This is a genomic window from Brevundimonas vesicularis, from assembly GCF_027886425.1.
Taxonomy (GTDB): domain Bacteria; phylum Pseudomonadota; class Alphaproteobacteria; order Caulobacterales; family Caulobacteraceae; genus Brevundimonas; species Brevundimonas vesicularis_C.
Genome location: NZ_CP115671.1, coordinates 1,682,731 through 1,700,772, shown reverse-complemented (window position 1 = coordinate 1,700,772; position 18,042 = coordinate 1,682,731). Strand labels below are relative to the sequence as shown.

The 18,042-nt window shown below is 66.3% G+C and carries 17 protein-coding genes; 2 read left to right on the top strand and 15 right to left on the bottom strand.

The window, feature by feature from the left end:
- Positions 1-80: 80 nt before the first annotated feature.
- Both PFY01_RS08515 and PFY01_RS08510 read right to left on the bottom strand, forming a co-directional pair.
- A complete protein-coding gene (locus tag PFY01_RS08515; RefSeq protein WP_271040973.1) occupies positions 81-557 on the bottom strand; it encodes a hypothetical protein in 477 nt (158 codons plus the stop codon).
- The gene (locus tag PFY01_RS08510) at positions 554-1,747 is read right to left on the bottom strand and encodes a tyrosine-type recombinase/integrase (protein ID WP_271040972.1); all 1,194 of its coding nucleotides are present in this window, start codon (positions 1,745-1,747) and stop codon (positions 554-556) included. Before PFY01_RS08510 ends, PFY01_RS08515 begins: the two co-directional genes overlap by 4 nt.
- A 279-nt stretch (positions 1,748-2,026) precedes the next feature.
- On the opposite strand from PFY01_RS08510, the gene PFY01_RS08505 reads away from it, so the two are divergent.
- Entirely contained in the window at positions 2,027-3,346 is a 1,320-nt protein-coding gene (locus PFY01_RS08505; RefSeq protein WP_271040971.1) for an Hsp70 family protein, read from the top strand.
- A gap of 8 nt (positions 3,347-3,354) precedes the next feature.
- Here PFY01_RS08505 and PFY01_RS08500 read toward each other — a convergent pair whose 3' ends face one another.
- The 9 genes from PFY01_RS08500 to PFY01_RS08460 all read right to left on the bottom strand — a co-directional run bounded on the left by PFY01_RS08500 (position 3,355) and on the right by PFY01_RS08460 (position 13,284).
- Positions 3,355-4,473, bottom strand: coding sequence for an acyl-CoA dehydrogenase family protein (locus tag PFY01_RS08500; protein WP_271040970.1), 1,119 nt, complete (start codon positions 4,471-4,473; stop codon positions 3,355-3,357).
- A 4-nt stretch (positions 4,474-4,477) separates the two neighbouring features.
- Positions 4,478-5,659, bottom strand: coding sequence for an acyl-CoA dehydrogenase family protein (locus tag PFY01_RS08495; RefSeq protein ID WP_271040969.1), 1,182 nt, complete (start codon positions 5,657-5,659; stop codon positions 4,478-4,480).
- 131 nt (positions 5,660-5,790) lie between these two features.
- The gene (gene rodA / locus PFY01_RS08490) at positions 5,791-6,945 is read right to left on the bottom strand and encodes a rod shape-determining protein RodA (RefSeq protein ID WP_066551392.1); all 1,155 of its coding nucleotides are present in this window, start codon (positions 6,943-6,945) and stop codon (positions 5,791-5,793) included.
- Positions 6,942-8,972, bottom strand: coding sequence for a penicillin-binding protein 2 (gene mrdA / locus PFY01_RS08485; RefSeq protein WP_153922118.1), 2,031 nt, complete (start codon positions 8,970-8,972; stop codon positions 6,942-6,944). The genes rodA and mrdA overlap by 4 nt, the downstream gene beginning before the upstream one ends.
- Positions 8,969-9,487 (bottom strand): hypothetical protein, encoded by a 519-nt coding sequence (locus PFY01_RS08480; protein ID WP_271040968.1) that lies wholly within the window; start codon positions 9,485-9,487, stop codon positions 8,969-8,971. Before PFY01_RS08480 ends, mrdA begins: the two co-directional genes overlap by 4 nt.
- The gene (gene mreC, locus PFY01_RS08475) at positions 9,484-10,629 is read right to left on the bottom strand and encodes a rod shape-determining protein MreC (protein WP_271040967.1); all 1,146 of its coding nucleotides are present in this window, start codon (positions 10,627-10,629) and stop codon (positions 9,484-9,486) included. Before mreC ends, PFY01_RS08480 begins: the two co-directional genes overlap by 4 nt.
- A gap of 151 nt (positions 10,630-10,780) precedes the next feature.
- The gene (locus tag PFY01_RS08470) at positions 10,781-11,821 is read right to left on the bottom strand and encodes a rod shape-determining protein (protein WP_017504801.1); all 1,041 of its coding nucleotides are present in this window, start codon (positions 11,819-11,821) and stop codon (positions 10,781-10,783) included.
- Positions 11,822-12,041: 220 nt separating this feature from the next.
- The gene (locus PFY01_RS08465; protein WP_091746530.1) at positions 12,042-12,497 is read right to left on the bottom strand and encodes a hemerythrin domain-containing protein; all 456 of its coding nucleotides are present in this window, start codon (positions 12,495-12,497) and stop codon (positions 12,042-12,044) included.
- Positions 12,498-12,570: 73 nt separating this feature from the next.
- Positions 12,571-13,284 (bottom strand): TVP38/TMEM64 family protein, encoded by a 714-nt coding sequence (locus tag PFY01_RS08460; protein WP_271040966.1) that lies wholly within the window; start codon positions 13,282-13,284, stop codon positions 12,571-12,573.
- A gap of 122 nt (positions 13,285-13,406) precedes the next feature.
- Between PFY01_RS08460 and PFY01_RS08455 the strand changes: the two genes are divergently transcribed.
- Positions 13,407-14,612, top strand: a complete 1,206-nt coding sequence (locus PFY01_RS08455) for a pyridoxal phosphate-dependent aminotransferase (RefSeq protein ID WP_271040965.1) — start codon at positions 13,407-13,409, stop codon at positions 14,610-14,612.
- 43 nt (positions 14,613-14,655) lie between these two features.
- On the opposite strand, the gene PFY01_RS08450 is transcribed toward PFY01_RS08455, so the two are convergent.
- From PFY01_RS08450 to yajC, 4 genes are all read right to left on the bottom strand, one after another.
- Positions 14,656-14,943: a hypothetical protein gene (locus tag PFY01_RS08450; protein WP_271040964.1), complete on the bottom strand. Its 288-nt coding sequence runs from the start codon at positions 14,941-14,943 to the stop codon at positions 14,656-14,658.
- Positions 14,944-15,029: 86 nt separating this feature from the next.
- Positions 15,030-16,019 (bottom strand): protein translocase subunit SecF, encoded by a 990-nt coding sequence (gene secF, locus PFY01_RS08445; RefSeq protein ID WP_039243629.1) that lies wholly within the window; start codon positions 16,017-16,019, stop codon positions 15,030-15,032.
- Complete coding sequence (gene secD, locus PFY01_RS08440) at positions 16,019-17,611, bottom strand: protein translocase subunit SecD (protein ID WP_055804957.1); 1,593 nt, start codon at positions 17,609-17,611, stop codon at positions 16,019-16,021. Before secD ends, secF begins: the two co-directional genes overlap by 1 nt.
- A 36-nt stretch (positions 17,612-17,647) precedes the next feature.
- Positions 17,648-17,959, bottom strand: coding sequence for a preprotein translocase subunit YajC (gene yajC / locus PFY01_RS08435; RefSeq protein WP_017504795.1), 312 nt, complete (start codon positions 17,957-17,959; stop codon positions 17,648-17,650).
- Positions 17,960-18,042: the final 83 nt, after the last annotated feature.

Here is an 18,042-nt window from a genome sequence, read left to right as displayed (position 1 = left end):
GTCGAGACCGTTTGCGATACCGGTTCCATGTGTTGCGCGACCTAAGGCCGTCACCTTTCGGGATGGCGGCTTTTCGTCTTTCAGCACTCCGCGAGAAATTCGGCCTCGGCCTCCGTTCCGATCCGCGTTCGGCTGCTGATCCAGACATCGAGACCCCGATAGTTCAGACCGCCGTTGTTCCGGGTCTTCAGGTGCCGGCCGGCCTCTTGGATCAAGAACCAGGTCCAGTGGGCCACGATGAGGATCTTCGGCGCCGTCGCTTCGTCGATCAGCGCGTCTATCTCTTCCAGCGTCAGGTCCGGTTCGCCGGCGGCCATCGCCAAAACTCCTTCAACTGCCCGCCCGTCCCTTGATGTCCGGATATGACGATCGTCGGGCCGGTTGCCGCATCGCTTGCAGACCATCTTGGCGCGCATGTCCCGCAGTGGCGTAAAGCGCTGGGCTTGGGGCAACTTCGCCCAAGCCGGGATGACGCGGCTGCCGCATTGGCAGACCAGAGCGCATTGATCGCCGCGGCGGATGTCGTCGGGCGTCGTGTCGTCCCGATAGTGAGTCATGCCTTCAGCGGATAGACGTTGTCGGCGCGGGTGACGCCCATGCAGTGATCGGCCCAATCGCTCATCAGCGCCCGCCGCTTCTCGAAAGCTGTTCCCCGCCGATAGGCTCGCTCGACCGCATTGCCGACGTTGTGGGCCAGAGCCTCCTCCAGCAGCTCTCGCGGATAGGTCGTGCAGTCCCCGGCCCAATCCCGGAAGCTGGAGCGAAATCCGTGAGGGGTCGCATCGGTGATCCCCATTTTCCGCATGACCATGGCGAGCGCCATGTCTGACAGCTTGCCGCCCTTGGCGCCGCAGAAGATCAGGCCGGTACGGTCGATCGGGTCAATGGCGTCGAGTACGGCCTTCGCGGCGTGAGACAGGGGGACGCGGTGTGTTTTGCCGGCCTTCATCCGCTCTGCCGGGATCGTCCAGACGTTGCCGCTGATCTCATCCCACGTCGCCCCTCTGACCTCACCCGACCTGACGCCGGTGAAAATCAGGAAACGCAGGGCGTCGGCACTCTCGCTGTGACGGCCGGAAAGCTGCTCGACGAAGGCGGGAACGCGGTCATAGGCCATGGCGGCATGGTGACCGCGGATGCGCTTCACACGTGGCAGCAGCGCGTCGAGGTGGCCTCGCAGGCGGGCGGGGTTCTCCCCGTGGCGCAGGCCCTTCACCTTCGCGGTGTCGAGGACGCGCTCTATCCGGGCGCGAAGTCGGGTCGCCGTCTCAGGAATGGACAGCCAGATCGGTTGCAGGGCCTCCAGCATCATAGCCGTGTCGACGGCGGTGATCTCCGCGCGCCAGATCACCGGGGCATGCTGTTTGAGCGATGCCTCCCACTGCCCGCGCTGCTTCGGCGACTTCCACGACGGCTCCAGGCTATCCATTAGCTCGCCGGCGACTTCGCTGAACAACGGCGTCCGTGCTGGCGCTGTCGGCGCGCGACGGGCCGCAATCGGATCCTCCCCTGCCCTGAGCACGTCTCGAGCCTTGGATAGGGCTTCGCGGGCTTCCTTGAGTGGAACGGCCTCCAGGCTTCCCAGGCCCATCTCCCGACGGCGGCCGGCAAGGTAGAAGACAAAGACCCAGCGCCGGGCGCCGGTTTGGTCAATCCGCAGATACAGACCGTTGCCGTCGGCATGCAGCCCCGGCTCCTTCAGCGACCGCACCTTGACGGCCGACAGTCTGTTGATCTCGCGCGCCATTGCTCCTCCAGAACGGAACGAGAACATAGCCCAGCGACAATATCGGTCGCCACCCTAAGTCCCGCCCTAAGTTCGTGTCGCCGATGCCCGGCAATGTCAGTGGAGATAGGTGGAGAAAGTTCAGCGCCCGCAAGGCCTAGAGTTCAGGCCCTGTGGAGGGTCGTGGAGGCGCACGGAGGGGTCTTCGAATCCCACCGCTTCCGCCACTATCCCTCGCTTAGCCCTTGCTATTGCCTCGTCTGCCGTTAGGAACCCGGCTCCCCTGCCTGGAGCCCTGCCATGACGGCGACGAAACCGATGACGATCGGGATCGATTTCGGCACGACCAATACGGTCGTGGCCCTGACCGATGCGGACGGCCTCGCCCATCTCGTGACCTTCGACGCGGTCGAGGGCCAGACGACCACCTTCCGCTCGGCGCTCAGCTTCCAGACCCACCCGGGCGTGGACGGCCAGCCGCCCGAGCGCGTGGTCGAGGCCGGGCCCTGGGCCATCGCCGCCTATGTCGAGGACCCGCTGGAGACCCGCTTCATCCAGTCGTTCAAGACCTTCGCCGCCAGCGCCGCCTTCACCGAGACCCGGATCGACAACAAGCGCTATGCCTTCGAGGATCTGCTGGCCGCCTTCCTGCTGCGCCTGCGCCACCATGCCGGCGACGCACTGACTGATGCCCCGCCCGCCGTCATCGTCGGCCGTCCCGTCACCTTTGCGGGCGGCAATCCGGACGAGACCCTGGCCCTGTCGCGCTATCAGACGGCGTTCCAGCGGCTGGGCTTTACCGATATCCGCTATGCGCACGAGCCGGTCGGCGCCGCCTTCTACTTCGCGCGCCAGCTGAAGGCGGACGCCACGGTCCTGGTCGCCGACTTCGGCGGCGGCACCAGCGACTTCTCCATCATCCGGTTCGAACATACGCCCGACGGCCTGCGCTCGACGCCGCTGGCCCGCTCGGGCGTCGGCGTGGCGGGCGACGCCTTCGACTACCGGATCATCGATCAGTTGGTGTCGCCCGAACTGGGCAAGGGCGGGCTGTACAGTTCGGTCGGCAAGCAACTGCCTATTCCCCAGCGGTATTATTCCGCCTTCGCCCGCTGGGATCAGTTGGCCCTGCTGCGCGCCTCGCGCGACATGCGCGACATCCGCGCGCTGGCTCGCACCGCGCTGGAGCCCGAGAAGATCGAGCGCCTGATCGAGGTGCTGGACGACAATCACGGACATGACCTGTACCGCGCCGTCTCCACGCTGAAGATGGCCCTGTCGGCCCACGACCAGGCGACCTTCCTTTTCCAGGCCGGCGGCGTCCATATCGAAAAGCCGGTCGCCCGCGCCGATTTCGAACGCTGGATCGCACCGGAACTGGCCGCCATCGAGGGGGCGGTGGATCAGGCGATGGCTCGCAGCGGCCTGGCGCCCGACGCCATCGACCGCGTCTTCCTGACCGGCGGCACCTCCTTCGTGCCGGCCGTGCGGGCGCTTTTCCAAAACCGCTTCGGCGCCGAGCGGATCGAGACGGGCGGCGAGTTTGAATCCATCGCCGCCGGCCTGGCCCTGATCGGCCGCGAGGCGGATCTGGACCTGTGGAGCGAAAAGGCGGTCTAAATCCCGCCCTAGAACCCTTGCGCCCGCGCCACCCGTTCGGCGTGGAACCCGGCGTCGCCCAGCAGTTCGTTCAGCACCCGCACCCGCTTCATGAACAGGCCGACGTCGAACTCGTCGGTCATGCCGACGCCGCCGTGCATCTGGACCGCCTCCTGCACCGCCAGCTCGGCGACCCGCCCGGCCTTGGCCTTGGCGATGGAGGCGGCAAGCGGCGCCTCCTCGCGCCCCTCGTCGATGGCGATCTGGGCGCCGATCGTCGCCGCGCGCGCCAGCTCCAGCTCCGAGAACAGATGCGCGGCCCGGTGCTGCAACGCCTGAAACTCGCCGATCAGCTTGCCGAACTGTTTTCGCGTCCGCAGATAGTCCATCGTCGTCTTGAACGCCTGATCGCCCGCGCCGGTCAGGCTGGAGGCCGCGCAGGCCCGCCCCAGGTTCAGTGCGCCGTCCAGCAGCGCCTCCCCGCCCCCGACCGCGCCGATCACCGCATCGGCGTCAACCGCCACATCAGTCAGCGTGATCCGCGCCGCATTGTGCGCGTCCACCATCACCGTGCGCTCGACCGCGACGCCAGCCGTCGCAGGATCGACCAGGAACAGCGTCGTCCCTTCCTCAGCCGTCGCGACGACGATCAGGGCGTCGGCCACATGGCCGTCCAGCACGAAGGCCTTGGCGCCGTTCAGCTTGAAGCCGTTGCCCGCCCGCTCGGCCCGCGTGGTGATCCGCGACGGCGCGTGTTTCGCGCCCTCATCCACCGCCAGCGACAGGATCGCCCCACCCGCTGCGATCCTGGGCAGCCAGGCCTGCTGCGCCTGCGATCCGCCGTCGATCAACACCTTGGCCGACAGGATCGACGATCCCAGATACGGCGACGGCGTCAGGGTGCGCCCCAGGCTCTCGGCGATCACCCCGGCCTCGACCGCGCCCAGCCCCATGCCGCCCAGCGCCTCGGGAATGATGACGCCGGCGAAACCCATCTCGCCAAAGGCCCGCCACAGGTCGCGCGACACGCCGTCGGTGTCCCGCTCGTCCCGCAGCTTCCTTAGATGCGCGATCGGCGCCTGTTCGTTCAGGAAGCCGTCGGCGGCGTCCTGCAACATCGTCTGTTCTTCGGTCAGGATCAGCGGCATCGTCTCACGCTCCCGGCAGTTGCAGCAGGTGTTTGGCGATGATGTTCAGCTGAACCTCGCTGGTGCCGCCTTCGATGGAGTTGGCCTTGGTCCGCAGCCAGTCGCGCGCCGTCTTGCCGTCGTGCGACCGATCGCCCTCCCATTCCAGCGCATCGGCCCCGCCCGCCGCCATCAGCAGCTCATGACGCCGCTTGTTCAGCTCGGAGCCATAGTATTTCAGCATGGAGGCGATGGCCGGATGCGCCTGTTTGGCCTTCACCTGATCGCCGACCCGCTCCATCGCCAGACGGAAGGCGGCGGCGTCGATCTCCAGGTCCGCGATCCGCGCGCGCAGCATCGGCTCGTCCAGACGCCCCGCCTCATCGGCGCCGATGGCGTCCAGCGCCACCTGCCCCACCGGCCGCCCGCCGCCGACCTCGCCCATCGCGCCGATCATGGTCCGCTCGTGCGCCAACAAATATTTGGCCACGTCCCAGCCCCGGTTCAGCGTCCCGACCAGGTTTTCCTTCTCCACCCGCACATCGTCGAAGAAGGTCTCGCAGAAGGGCGACTTGCCTGAAATCAGGGTGATCGGCCGCGTCGTCACGCCCGGCGTCTTCATGTCGAACAGCACGAAGCTGATGCCCAGATGTTTGGGCGCCTCGGGGTCCGTGCGCACCAGGCAGAAGATCCAGTCGGCCTTGTCGGCGTAGGAGGTCCAGATCTTCTGGCCGTTGACGATCCAGTGGTCACCTTGATCCTCGGCCCGCGTCTGAATGGACGCCAGATCCGACCCCGCGCCCGGTTCGGAATAGCCCTGGCACCAGCGGATCTCGCCGCGCACGATCTCTGGCAGGAAGCGCTTCTTCTGCTCCTCCGTCCCAAAGGCCAGCAGCGCCGGGCCCAGCATCCAGACGCCGAAACTGGCCAGGGCCGGCTGGGCCTTGATGCGGCGCAGTTCGGAGGTCAGCACCTTGGCCTCCTCCCGGCTGAGGCCGCCTCCGCCGTATTCCTTGGGCCATTCCGGCGCCGTCCAGCCCCGCGCGCCCATCCGATCCAGCCACAGCTTGTGCGCCGGGGTCTTGAAGGTGGGATTTCGCCCGCCCCAGATCATCTCGTCGTCGGCCATCGGCCCGCGACATTCGGCCGGGCAGTTCGCCTCCAGCCAGGCGCGCGTCTCGGCGCGGAATTGCTCCAGATCGGTCATTCCTCGTCTCCCATGGCGTGCGTCGCTGACCGGCCGAAACCGATGCGAGACATCGTTGGGAATGACCTTATCCAGGAAATCCCCGCCTTAGAAAGCGAAACCTGAATGCCGATCACCTAGCTGACGTAACGTCAGATCAGGCCGTGACCCTTGGGCAGTTCGGCGTAGCGGTGAACCCGCGTCGCCATCACCAGACCGAAACCGATCATGACGGTCAGCATCACCGTGCCGCCATAGGACAAGAGCGGCATCGGCACGCCCACGACCGGCGCCAGCCCCATCACCATCGCCCCGTTGATCAGCACATACAGAGCGAATGTCGCCGTCACCCCCGACGCCGCCAATCGCCCGAAGTGGCTGTGCGAAAGCGAAGCGATTCTCAGCGAGATCAGGATGATGGCGGCATAGGAGGCCAGAAGCGTAAAGGTGCCCACAAAGCCGAACTCCTCGGCGAAGGCGGCGAAGATGAAGTCGGTCTGACGTTCGGGAAGGAACTCCAGCTGGCTCTGGCTGCCCAGGCCGAACCCGCGCCCCAAAGGCCCGCCCGACCCCATGGCGATCTTGGACTGCACGATCTGATAGCCCTTGTCCGACATGTCGGCCTCGGGGTTCAGGAAGGTCAGCACCCGGTGACGCTGATAGTCGTGCATGCCGAACATCACATAGGGCGGCACCAGCACGGCGGCGGCGATGATCAGCGGCAGGATGATCCGCCAGCTCAGCCCGGCGACGAACATGATCGCCGCGCCCGTCAAACCGATCAGCATGGCCGATCCCAGGTCCGGCTGGTGCGCGACCAGCAGGAACGGCAAGCCGATGATCCCGACCGGGAAGATCAGCTTCCAATGGAAGCTCGCCTCCTTGGCCGAGGCCCCGTGATACCAGCGCGCCAAGGCCAGCACGACGCCGATCTTCATGATCTCGGACGGCTGGATGCGGGTGAAGCCCAAATCCAGCCATCGCGTGGCGCCCAGCGCCGTATAGCCAAGCGGCGTCTCCACCAGCGCCAGCATGAACAGCGCCATCCCGTAAATGGGATAGGCCAGAGCAAACCAGTAGCGGATGCTGATCAGGGACAGCATCAGCATCAGCGCCAGACACATGCCGAACCGGATCAGGTGCTTCATCGCCCACGGCGACCACGACCCGCCGGCCACCGAATACAGCATCAGGGCCCCGGTGCCGGACACCACGCACAGCAAGGCCGTCAGCCGCCAGTCGATCTGGCCCAGCTTGGTCGAGACGCGTTCGCGCTCGCCAGGACGTGAAAGGGCCGACGCGGTCAACGGCCGGGCTCGGACAGATAGGGACGCGGACCGCTGGTCGCAGACGGCGCGGGGCGGCTCGGCTGCGGCGGGGCCACGACATCGGGCTCGGGCGCGGCGCCGACCACGCCGTCCTCGACGATGGCGTCGCCGGTCGGCTCGGGCGGCAGCGGCCGTTCGATGCGGGCTCGCATGTCCGGATCCTTGAGCAGCACGGTGCGCATCACCTCACGCGCGCGAGGCGCGCCGGCGGTCGCTCCGCCCTTGCCCCCGTGTTCGACGATGATGGCGACCGCATATCGCGGCGCATCCACCGGCGCGAACGCCACGAAGAGGTTGTGGTCCTTCAGCGCCCAGATATTGCTCTTGCGCGAGCCGGAGCCGTAGTTTCGGACCTGAGCCGTGCCGGTCTTGCCGGCCATCTGTATGTCGCCCAGGCCCAACTGGCTCTGGCGATAGGCGGTGCCGGATCGGTCATTGGCCACGGCGATCATGCCTTGGCGCACATATTCGACGTGGGCGGGATCGAACGGCAGGTCCGGGGCCTCGGCCCCGCTGGGCTGTTCGACGCCGCCGATGGACTTGATCAGGCGCGGTTGAAGCTGCTTCTTCCCGTTCGCGAGGCGCGAGGTCATGACGGCCAGCTGCAGGGCGTTCACCGTGATCGCCCCCTGCCCGATCGCCACAGAGGTCGTCTCCCCCGGATGCCAGACCGGATCGCGCGGGAAGGTTCGCGCCTTCCATTCCGTGGACGGCAACAGGCCTTTGCGCTGGTTGCCGACGCCGATGTCGAACTCGTGCTCGAAGCCCAGCGCCAGCCCCGCCTTGCGGATGTTGTCCACGCCCGCGCGGTTGCACATGGCGTAGAAATAGACGTCGCACGAGTTCTTGATCGCGTCGTGCATGTTCTGGGTGCCATGCCGCCCCCAGCATCGCTGCGTTCGGTTGCCCGTCCGATACGAACCCGAGCAGAACACCGTCAGCTTCGGATCGACCCCAGCTTCCAACAGAGCCAGGGCCGTGGTCGGCTTGAAGGTCGAACCCGGCGGGAAGGTGCCGTTCAGCGTCTTGTCCAGCAGCGGCTTGCGCTCATAGTCGGCCAACGCACGATAGGTCTTGCTCGGCACGCCGCCGACGAACAGATTGGGATCGAAAGACGGCGCAGACATCATGCACAGGATGTCGCCGTTGCGCACATCCATGACCACACAGGCGCCCGACTCGTCGCCAAACACCTCCAGTGCCCGGTTCTGAACATCGGCGTCCAGTGTCAGGATGACTTCCTTGCCCGGCACGGCCGGCCGCGAGCCGCCGATATCCTCGGCCACCACGCGACCGCGCGCATCCACCTCGACCCGGTTGCCGCCCGGCTCGCCGCGCAGCGAGGTATCCAGCGCCTTTTCGACGCCCTGGCGGCCGATGCGGAAGCTGGGGTTGAACAGCAGAGCCGGCGGCTGCTCGCCCTTGTCCCGGATGGCCTTGACGTCGCGATCGGACACCTTGGCCACATAGCCAATGACGTGGGCGAACGATCCGCCGAAAGGGTAATAGCGCGCCTCGTTCATATCGACCATCACGCCGGGCAGTTCGTTGGCGTACTGATTGACCTTGGCGAACTCCTCCCAGGTCAGGTCGCTCTTGACCGGCACCGGGTTGAACTTGGAAGCCGCATTGACGTCGCGGATGATCGCGCGACGGCGCTCCAGCGTGTCGGGCAGCAGGCGTCCCAAAAGGTCCAGGGTCTGGTCCAGATCCTTGGTCTCGTCGCGCACCACCAGCACACGGAAGCTGGGGCGGTTGCCGGCGATGACGACGCCGTTGCGGTCCTTGATCAGACCGCGCGGCGGCGGGACCATGCGGAAGTTGAACTGGTTCTGCGACGACAAGGTCGCATATTCCTGAGCCTGAACGACCTGCAGCTGACCCAGCCTTCCGATCAGCGCTGTAATACCCAGCGCCGTCGCCCCGCCCAGCACGAAGGTGCGCCGCAGGAAGGACCCCTGACGCTCATTCACATCGGCAAAGAAGATGGAGGGCTCGCCGCTCATCGGAACCGAATATCTCCGTCGTCGAATCGCTCAAGCATCCAGTTGGCGATCGGAAACAGCAGCAGCGTCGGCACGACCTGTCCGACCAGCGGCAGGATCGCCGGCGCGTTCGTCGCCCGCATCGTCACCACCAGATAGGCCAGAAAAAAGGTGCCCAGCGTGCAGGCGGCATAGGCTCCGAAACGGATCAGCCCCTCATGCCCCGCCAGCAGATTACGCGACAGCAGCACCGTTCCATAGACGCCCATCAGGCACAGCGCCCACAGACCCAGCGGCGTATTCCAGAACAGATCGAGGAAAAGGCCGATCAGAAACAGCACCGCCGGCGCCAGCATCGAGGGCCGGATCAAGGGCCAGGCGAAGGCCAGGATCATCGGAATGACCGGCTCGGGCAGATGCAGACCGAACAGCTGGAGCGGCGTTCCCAGAACGACCGTCGCGGCGAGGACGAGCAGGGCCGGATAGACGATCCACTGAAGAGGTCCGACAACGCGAACCGCGACGGGCCGTCTCACGCCGCGCCTCCCGGAGCGGGCGCCGGCGCAGGGCTGGGCGCAACCGGTGCAGGCGACGGGGGCGAAGCCGCAGGCCTCGGAGACGTCACGGCCGGACGGGCCGCAGTCGGCGCAGCCGCGGGCGCAGGCGTTGGCGCTGGCGTCGCCGCCGCAGCACGCGCCCGTTCGGCCTGAGCCTGCTGCGCTGCCGCACGACGGGCGGCCGCGTCACGGATCGCCCCGACCTCGGCCGCGCTCGGCTCCGGCGCCGTCGTCAGGCCTGCGAGCGGCGGCGCATTCAAGGCGTTCGGGCTGACCAGCTGTCCAAAGCTCTGGAACAACAGCACGCGAACATAGTCGATCGCGCCGTGATCGCTGAACAGCTTGACCCGCCAGGCGCCGTCCACGCCCTTGGCGGCCACCCCGACCGGCAGGCCGCGCGGCAGTCCGCCGCCGTCGCCCGAACTCAGGATACGGTCACCGGCCTTGATCGAACCGGATCCGCGAATGAACTCCAGACGCGGGCTATCGCCGCCGTCGCCGGTCAGCATGGCGCGCGCATCGGTGCGCTCGATCATAACAGGGGTGCGCGACGCCACATCCGTCAGCAGCACGACACGGCTGACGCCGCCCGTCACGCCCGTCACCCGACCAACCAGTCCATGTTCCGTCACAACGGGATTACCGATCCGCACGCCCTTGGCCGAACCGACGTCGATCAGCTTGGCGTTGGAGAAGGGACCCCGCGATTCCGAAATCGCCCGCCCCGTGGCCATGGGCACCGGCGGCTCGGTGCGCAGACCTAGCAGGGCCTCATAGCGGCCGTTGATGTTCTTTTGAGCGATCGCTTCGTCACGCCAGCCGCGTAGTTCAGCGATCTCGGCTTTCAGGCGGCGGTTCTCGCCGATGGCGAAGAAATAGCCGCCGACGTAGTCGCGCGCGGCCCCGGCCCAGCGCACCGGCGCGGCGAAGACCCCGCCCACTGGCCCGGCCGCCGCTTCGAAACCGCCGCGCGCCGCGCCCATGGTCGAGCCGCCCTCGGACGTGGTCCGATCGCCCAGCAACAGGACGACCGCGCCGATGACGGCCACGACGACGACGACCGCGGCGGTCCACGCCAGCGGCACCTTGATGTTTTCAAAAGGGCCGTCGCGAAACGCCACGGGCGACCTTCCACTCAAAGGGGTTGGAATCGGCAGGACGCCCCCTGCCGCTGAGCCTGCCTATCGCAAAATCAAGGCCGGAATGGAACCGTGATCACGCAGGCCTGACAAGGATTTGCAGCCAAGCTTTCACCTGGCCGCAACGGACGGATCAGAGCGCGGAGTCGAGCACGCCCTTCATCCAGCGCGGGTGCTCCAGCACGCGGCCACAGCCGATGGCTACGCACGACAGCGGATCATCGGCGACCGAGACCGGCAGGCCGGTGTGATCGCGGATCTCGACGTCCAGACCGCGCAGCAGGGCGCCGCCGCCCGTCAGCATGATGCCCTTGTCTGCGATGTCGGCGGCCAGTTCAGGCGGGGTGGCTTCCAGCGCGACCTTCACGGCCTCGATGATCTGGGTGACCGGCTCGGCCAGGGCTTCCGCCGCCTGACGCTCCGAGATACGCACCTCGCGCGGCACGCCCTGCATCAGGTCGCGGCCCTTGACCTCGATCGACAGGCCTTCGCCGTCGGCCGGGATGCGGGCGGTGCCGATGTCCTTCTTGATGCGTTCGGCGGTCGTTTCGCCGATCAGCAGGTTATGGTTGCGGCGCATGTAGCTGATGATGCTGTCGTCCATCTTGTCGCCGCCGACGCGGACCGAACGCGAATAGACGATGCCCGACAGCGACAGGACGGCGACTTCCGTCGTGCCGCCGCCGATGTCGACGACCATCGAGCCGGTCGGCTCGTGGATCGGCAAGCCGGCGCCGATCGCGGCGGCCATGGGCTCGTCAATCAGGCCCACGCGACGCGCCGAGGCGTTCAGGCAGCTGTCATTGATCGCACGACGCTCGACCGCCGTGGCGCCCGAGGGCACGCAGACGATGATCTTGGGGTTCACGAAGCCCTTGCGGTTATGAACCTTGCGAATGAAGTGCTTGATCATCTCTTCGGCGACTTCGAAGTCGGCGATGACGCCGTCGCGCATGGGGCGGATCGCCTCCATGTGGCCCGGCGTGCGGCCCAGCATCTGCTTGGCCTCGATCCCCACGGCGTGAACGACCTTGCGCCCGCCGACGTTTCTCAGCGCCACGACCGACGGCTCGTTCAGGACGATGCCCTTGCCCTTCATGTAGATCAGGGTGTTGGCGGTGCCCAGGTCCATCGCGATGTCGTTGGAGATCGCGCCGAAAAGGGAGAAGCTCATGGGAATCGATACCGTTGTTAGCTGGCAGGGCGTCTAGATGTCTCAGTCGACCTGGCGACGCCCCAACTGCCCTGACATCCCCACGCCGGACAGTTCCTGATCGTCTTCGCCACGCCTACTAGCGGCGGGTTTGCCCGTATGAAACCGGGAATACAAGCCCCGATGACAGTGTCGTCATATGGAGAGGGCTATCGAGGCACGACGCCTGTGGACACCGGCTTCAGGATGTCGGCCTGCCGTCGCGCTTCGGAACGACGGCCAGGGCGTCCGCCGCCTCCATCGTGGGATACAGCGTGTCCTCCTCGCGGGCGACCCGATGCGCCAAGGCGCCGATCAACCCCTTGGTTACAGAGGCGAAACGCTCCCGATCCCTCAGAATGCGGGCCTGTGACCACTCTTCAAAATAGTGCGCCCAAACGCCGCTCAGAGCCCCCATGTCCTCAACATAGTGCTGCGCGAGGTCGCGAACCGAATGATCTTGGGACCGCATCAGGACGGGATAAAGTTCGCCGTCCTCGATCGCCAGATGCTCGGTCAGAGCCGTATTCAGCGCACGCATCAGCTCACGGGCGCGGATCGCATCGTCCGACGTTTTCATAATGGCGGCGGTCCCGCCCAGGGCGCTGGCCAGTCGAATGATCCGGCCGTGCTGCGTCTTCAGAATACGGACATCCATGGCGACGCCTCCAAACCTACACCATGCAACCTCTGGATGAACGGAGTCTAAATAGCAGGCTAAGCAAATTCCCTCAGTCGCCGCGCGCGATCTCGCGCCGCTTGACCAGTTCACGCACCAACAGCATCAGAGCCAGCCAAGCCAGCGCCACGCCAGCCAATATGGCCGAGGTCCAGATCCCGTCGCCGCTGACCGCCGTCATGAAGGATCCGCCGAAGAAGGCGACCAGAGCGGTCTTCGGCAATACGCCCAGCGCGCACCCCGCCAGAAAGCCCGGGAACGACGCCCTCGCCGCCCCGAACGCCATGTTGACGACGATGAACGGCGCAGACGGCACGTTGCGGATCATGAAGCTGGCGTAGAAGGCGTTCTTGCCGACGAACCGCGTCAGCCGTCCGACCGTCTTGCCGCCGTGCCGCGCCAGCAGCCGCGCCGTGGGTCCGCGTCCCAGCCAGTAGGTCACGCCCGCAGACACGACCGTTGCGATCCAACTGTAGAGGAAGCCGAACCACGGCCCGAACGCTACGACGCAGGCGGCGATCAGGATGAACTGTGGGGCGCCGAAGAAGGCCGAGACCGTGAACACCACGATGGCGGCGACCAGCCCCCAAGGTCCCTGACGAAACCCGCCCAGCCAGTCTTCCAGACGCCCTTCGGCCTCCAGCCCCAACTGGCTCTTGCCCACGGCGAACAGGGCGATCATCGCGCCCAGCAGCAGGGTCGTCGCCAGCACGGCGCGCCAGCGACGCGCCTCCATGTTCGACAGAAACTCGATGATCCAGCGCATCAGAGCCGCCGCTTATCATCCCATCTCTGCATTAGCGAGCATCAGCGCATTGTCCCGAGGGGCGACGCCGCGTAAACAACCCCGCCTCCCCGGCAAAAACTTCCAAAACCATGGGATAGTTCATGTCCAGCCTGCAATCTTCCGCCCTCGCCCGCGTAGCGCCCTCGGCCACCATCGCCGTCACCGCGCAGGCCCGGAAGCTGAAAGCCGAAGGCCGAGACGTGATCGGCCTGGGCGCCGGCGAGCCGGACTTCGATACGCCTGAAAACATCAAACAGGCCGCGATCGACGCGATCAGCCGCGGCGAGACCAAATACACCGATGCGGACGGCATGCCCGAGCTGAAGGCGGCCATCGTGGCCAAGTTCAAGCGCGAGAACGATCTCGACTATACGGCGGCCAACATCCACGTCGCGCCGGGCGGCAAGCCCGTCATCTTCAACGCCCTGGTCGCGACGCTGAACCCCGGCGACGAAGTCATCGTGCCCGCCCCCTACTGGGTCAGCTATCCCGACATGGTGCTGCTGGCCGGCGGCGAGCCCGTCACTGTGATCGGCGAGGAGAAGGACGGCTTCAAGCTGCTGCCGGTCGTACTGGAAGCCGCGATCACGCCCCGCACCAAGTGGCTGATCCTGAACAGCCCGTCCAACCCCAGCGGCGCCGCCTATACGCGCGCCGAACTGGAAGCCCTGGCCGAGGTCCTACGTCGTCACCCCCACGTGTGGGTGCTGACAGACGACATGTACGAGCACCTCGTCTACGGCGACTTCGAATACACCACCATCGCCCAGGTGGCGCCGGACCTGATCGACCGCACCCTGACGGTCAACGGCGTGTCCAAGGCCTATGCAATGACCGGCTGGCGCATCGGCTACGCTGGCGGCCCCAAGCCGCTGATCGACCTGATGCGCAAGGTGGCCAGCCAGACCACGTCCAACCCGTCCAGCATCAGCCAGTGGGCGGCCGTCGAGGCGCTGAACGGCCCGCAGGACTTCATCCCCGAGCGCAAGGCCGCCTTTGAAAAGCGCCGCAATCTGGTCGTGTCGATGCTCAACCAAGCGGCTGGCGTCACATGCGCCACGCCCGAGGGCGCCTTCTACGTCTATCCGTCCATCGCTGGACTGATCGGCAAGACGACGGAAACGGGCGTGGTCATCGACGGCGACTCCACCTTCGCCGCCGAACTGCTGAACGCCGAGGGCGTCGCCGTCGTCCAGGGCGAGGCTTTCGGCCTGAGCCCCTATTTCCGCATCAGCTACGCCACCTCGGACGCCGTGCTGGAAGAAGCCTGCACCCGCATCCAGCGCTTTACGGCCTCGCTGCGCTGATCGACCCAGGGCGGAGGTTCAGGCCTCCGCCCGCCATCCGGCCCTATTTGCTGGGTTGCATATAGACCACGCGGCAATCGCCATCGATCGTGGTGTAGCGGTTGTTCGACGCGTCCACGAACGAGATCCGGCCGCCGTCGTCGTACTCGACCTTGCCGGTCGAGCGTCCCTTGAAGTTCTCCACCCCATAGGTCCAGCAGGTGATGTCCGCCGGCTTGTCGCCCCAGGTGGCGTCGTTGCGCGCCCGCTTGCTGTCGGTGCAGGCGGACAGTCCGCCGGTGAGGGCGCCGGTCAGGGCGAGAGCAACGGCGGTATAGACGAGCGCTTTCATAGGCTCAGCCTTGCACGGACGCCGCCCAAGGAAAAGGCCGCCCCGGCGATGCCGGAACGGCCCAACTTTCGACGATAGCGCTCAACCTACGGCCGGCTGGCCATGCCCAGCTTCACCGGCTTGGCGTCGTCGGCCAGGGCGCCGCGCTTGACGCCCCACAGAAGGATGATCGGCGCGCCGACATAGATCGACGAATAGGTGCCGATGATGATGCCGAACATCAGAGCGATGGAGAAGCCGAACAGGGCCTCGCCGCCGAAGATGGCCAGGGCCGCCAGCACCATGACGGCGGTCACGCCGGTGATGATGGTCCGCGACAGGGTCTCGTTCAGCGACAGGTCGATCACGTCGCGCAGCGGCATGGTCTTGTACTTGCGCAGGTTCTCGCGAAGGCGGTCGAACACGACGACGGTGTCGTTCATCGAATAGCCGATGACGGTCAGGACGGCGGCGACCATGTTCAGGCTGAACTCCAGCTTGAACAGCACGATCAGCCCAAACGTCAGGATCACGTCGTGCAGCAGGCCGACCACGGCGCCGAAGCCGAACTGCGGTTCGAAGCGGAACCAGATGTAGAGGAACATCAGGCCGATCGCGACGCCCAGAGCCAAGAGGCCGGAGGTGAACAGCTCGCCCGACACCTTGGAGCCGACGACGCTGACGCCCGAGTAGTTGACCTGACCGACTGCGCCGCTGATGGCGCCCTCGACCTGGTTGACGACCTGGGTCTGATCGCGGCCTTCCGGCACCTGGAAGCGAAGAATGGCGGTTGAGCCGTCATCGACATTGGTGTCGCGGCGCGCGATGCCCTGGACTTGGACGTCGCCCAGGTTCAGGCCGTTCACGGCCTCGCGGACTCGATCCAGCTCGATCGTCTGGCCCGCCGGCTTGGACACCTCCATCGAGGCGCCGCCCCGGAAATCGATGCCCATGTTCAGGCCGGGATAGAAGCAGGAGACGATCGCCGCGACGCACAGGATCACCGACAGGACGCCGGCGAAGCGCGCATATTTGACGAAGTGGAAGTTCGTCTTCTGCGGCAGCAGTTTGATGAGGGGCCATCCACGCATCGCCATCACTCCGCGATCGGCAGTTTTTTGGGCTTGGCCGTCTTGAGCCAGTAGCCGAGCAGGACCTGGGCGACCAGGACCGACGAGAAGACCGAGGTGAACACACCGATGGTCAGGGTCCAGGCGAACCCGCGAACCGGGCCTTCGCCGAACACGAACATGATGCCCGCCGCGACCAGGGTGGTCAGGTTGGCATCGATGATCGTGCCCATGGCCTTGTTGAAGCCGGCGTCCATCGAGGCGATGACGCTGCGGCCCGCCCGGGCCTCGTCACGCATCCGCTCATAGATCAGCACGTTGGCGTCCACCGCGACTGCGAAGGTCAGGATCAGACCGGCGATACCGGGCAAGGTCAGCGTCGCCTGGGTCAACGACATGGCCGCCACGATCAGCACGCCGTTCAGCACCAGGCCGACCACCGACACGCCACCGAACAGCAGACCGTAGGCCAGGATCATGAACAGCACGATGATGGCGAAGCCGACGGCGGTCGACAGGGCGCCGGCCGCCACCGCGTCCGCACCCAGTTCAGCCGTCACGGTGCGGCGCTCCTCGACATTCAGCGGCGCCGGCAGGGCGCCCCCGTTCAGCAGGTTCACCAGCGTCGCCGCTTCCTGGATCGAGAAGTTGCCTGTGATCTGACCCGAGCCCGAGGTGATCGCGCTCTGGATCGTCGGGGCCGAGATGACCTTGCCGTCCAGAATGATGGCGAAGGGCTTTTGCAGGTTGGCGGCAGTGGCTTCGCCGAACCGGCGGGCGCCGGCGCCGTCGAAGCGGAAGTCGATGGCCGGACGGCCGCTCTGGTCCGAACCGACGCCGGCGCGGGTCAGGTTCTCGCCCGACACCAGCACGCGCTTCTTGACCAGATAGGGCGTGCCGTCCTCGCCTTGCAGCAGTTCGGAATCGGGCGGCACACGGCCGGCCAGCGCGTCCTGAACCGAGTTCTCGACATCGACCATCTGGAAGGTCAGCTGCGCCGTCTGGCCGATCACTTCTTCCAGCTTGCTCGGATCGCTCTCGCCCGGCGCCTGAACCACGATCCGGTCGGCGCCCTGACGAGTGATGGAGGGTTCGCGCGTGCCCAGGCTGTCGATCCGGCGGCGCACCACCTCGATCGACTGGTCGACGGCCGTCGCGCCCATGCCGTTCAGCGCGGCGTCGGTATAGGCGAAGCGGATGCGGTTGTCGCCCAGGCGAGTCGCGGTGCGTTCGGCCTGGCCGCCCGGTCCGACCTGACCGCCCAATTGTTGCAGCGCCTTGAACGCGGCATCGCCCTGGGCCGGATTGGCCAGGGTGACGACCACGCCGCCGGCTTCACGCTGGAAGCCGTTGGTGGCGACGCCGGCGCCGTTCAGCGTGACCCGAACGTCTTCGATCAGGTTGGTGACGCGCTTTTCGCGCATCGCCGGCACATCGACTTCCAGCAGCAGATACGAACCGCCCTGAAGGTCCAGCCCCAGGTTCAGCTTGTTCTTGGGCATGAAGCCAGGCAGCGCCTCACGCTGCTGATCCGACAACAGGTTCGGGAACGCCAGCAGACAGCCGAGAACGGCCGCGACGACGACGAGAATGACTTTCCAGCGCGACAGCTGAATCATGAGGGCGGTCCAGGTATCGGCGGATACGCGAGCGTATCAGGCCTTGGAATCGTTGGCGGCGATGGCGGTGCGGTTGCGCACCTCGGCGATCATGGCCTTGACCACGCGCACATTGACGCTGGGCGCGATCTCGACGTTGACCTCGGCCTCTTCGACGCGGGTGACCTTGCCGATCATGCCGCTGCCCAGGACGACCGTGTCGCCACGCTTGACGGCGGCGATGGCGGTCGCGTGTTCCTTGGCGCGCTTCTGCTGCGGACGGATCAGCAGGAAGTAAAACAGGATGAAAATACCGATGATGGGCGCAAACCCGATCAACTGCGCCGTCAAGCCGCCTTCAGCGCCCATGGGTCGTCTCCGAACATAGAAGGGTAGCCCTCGTCGGCCCCCCATTAAAACGAGGCGCGGAACCTAGGGCCGCGCCTCGCAGA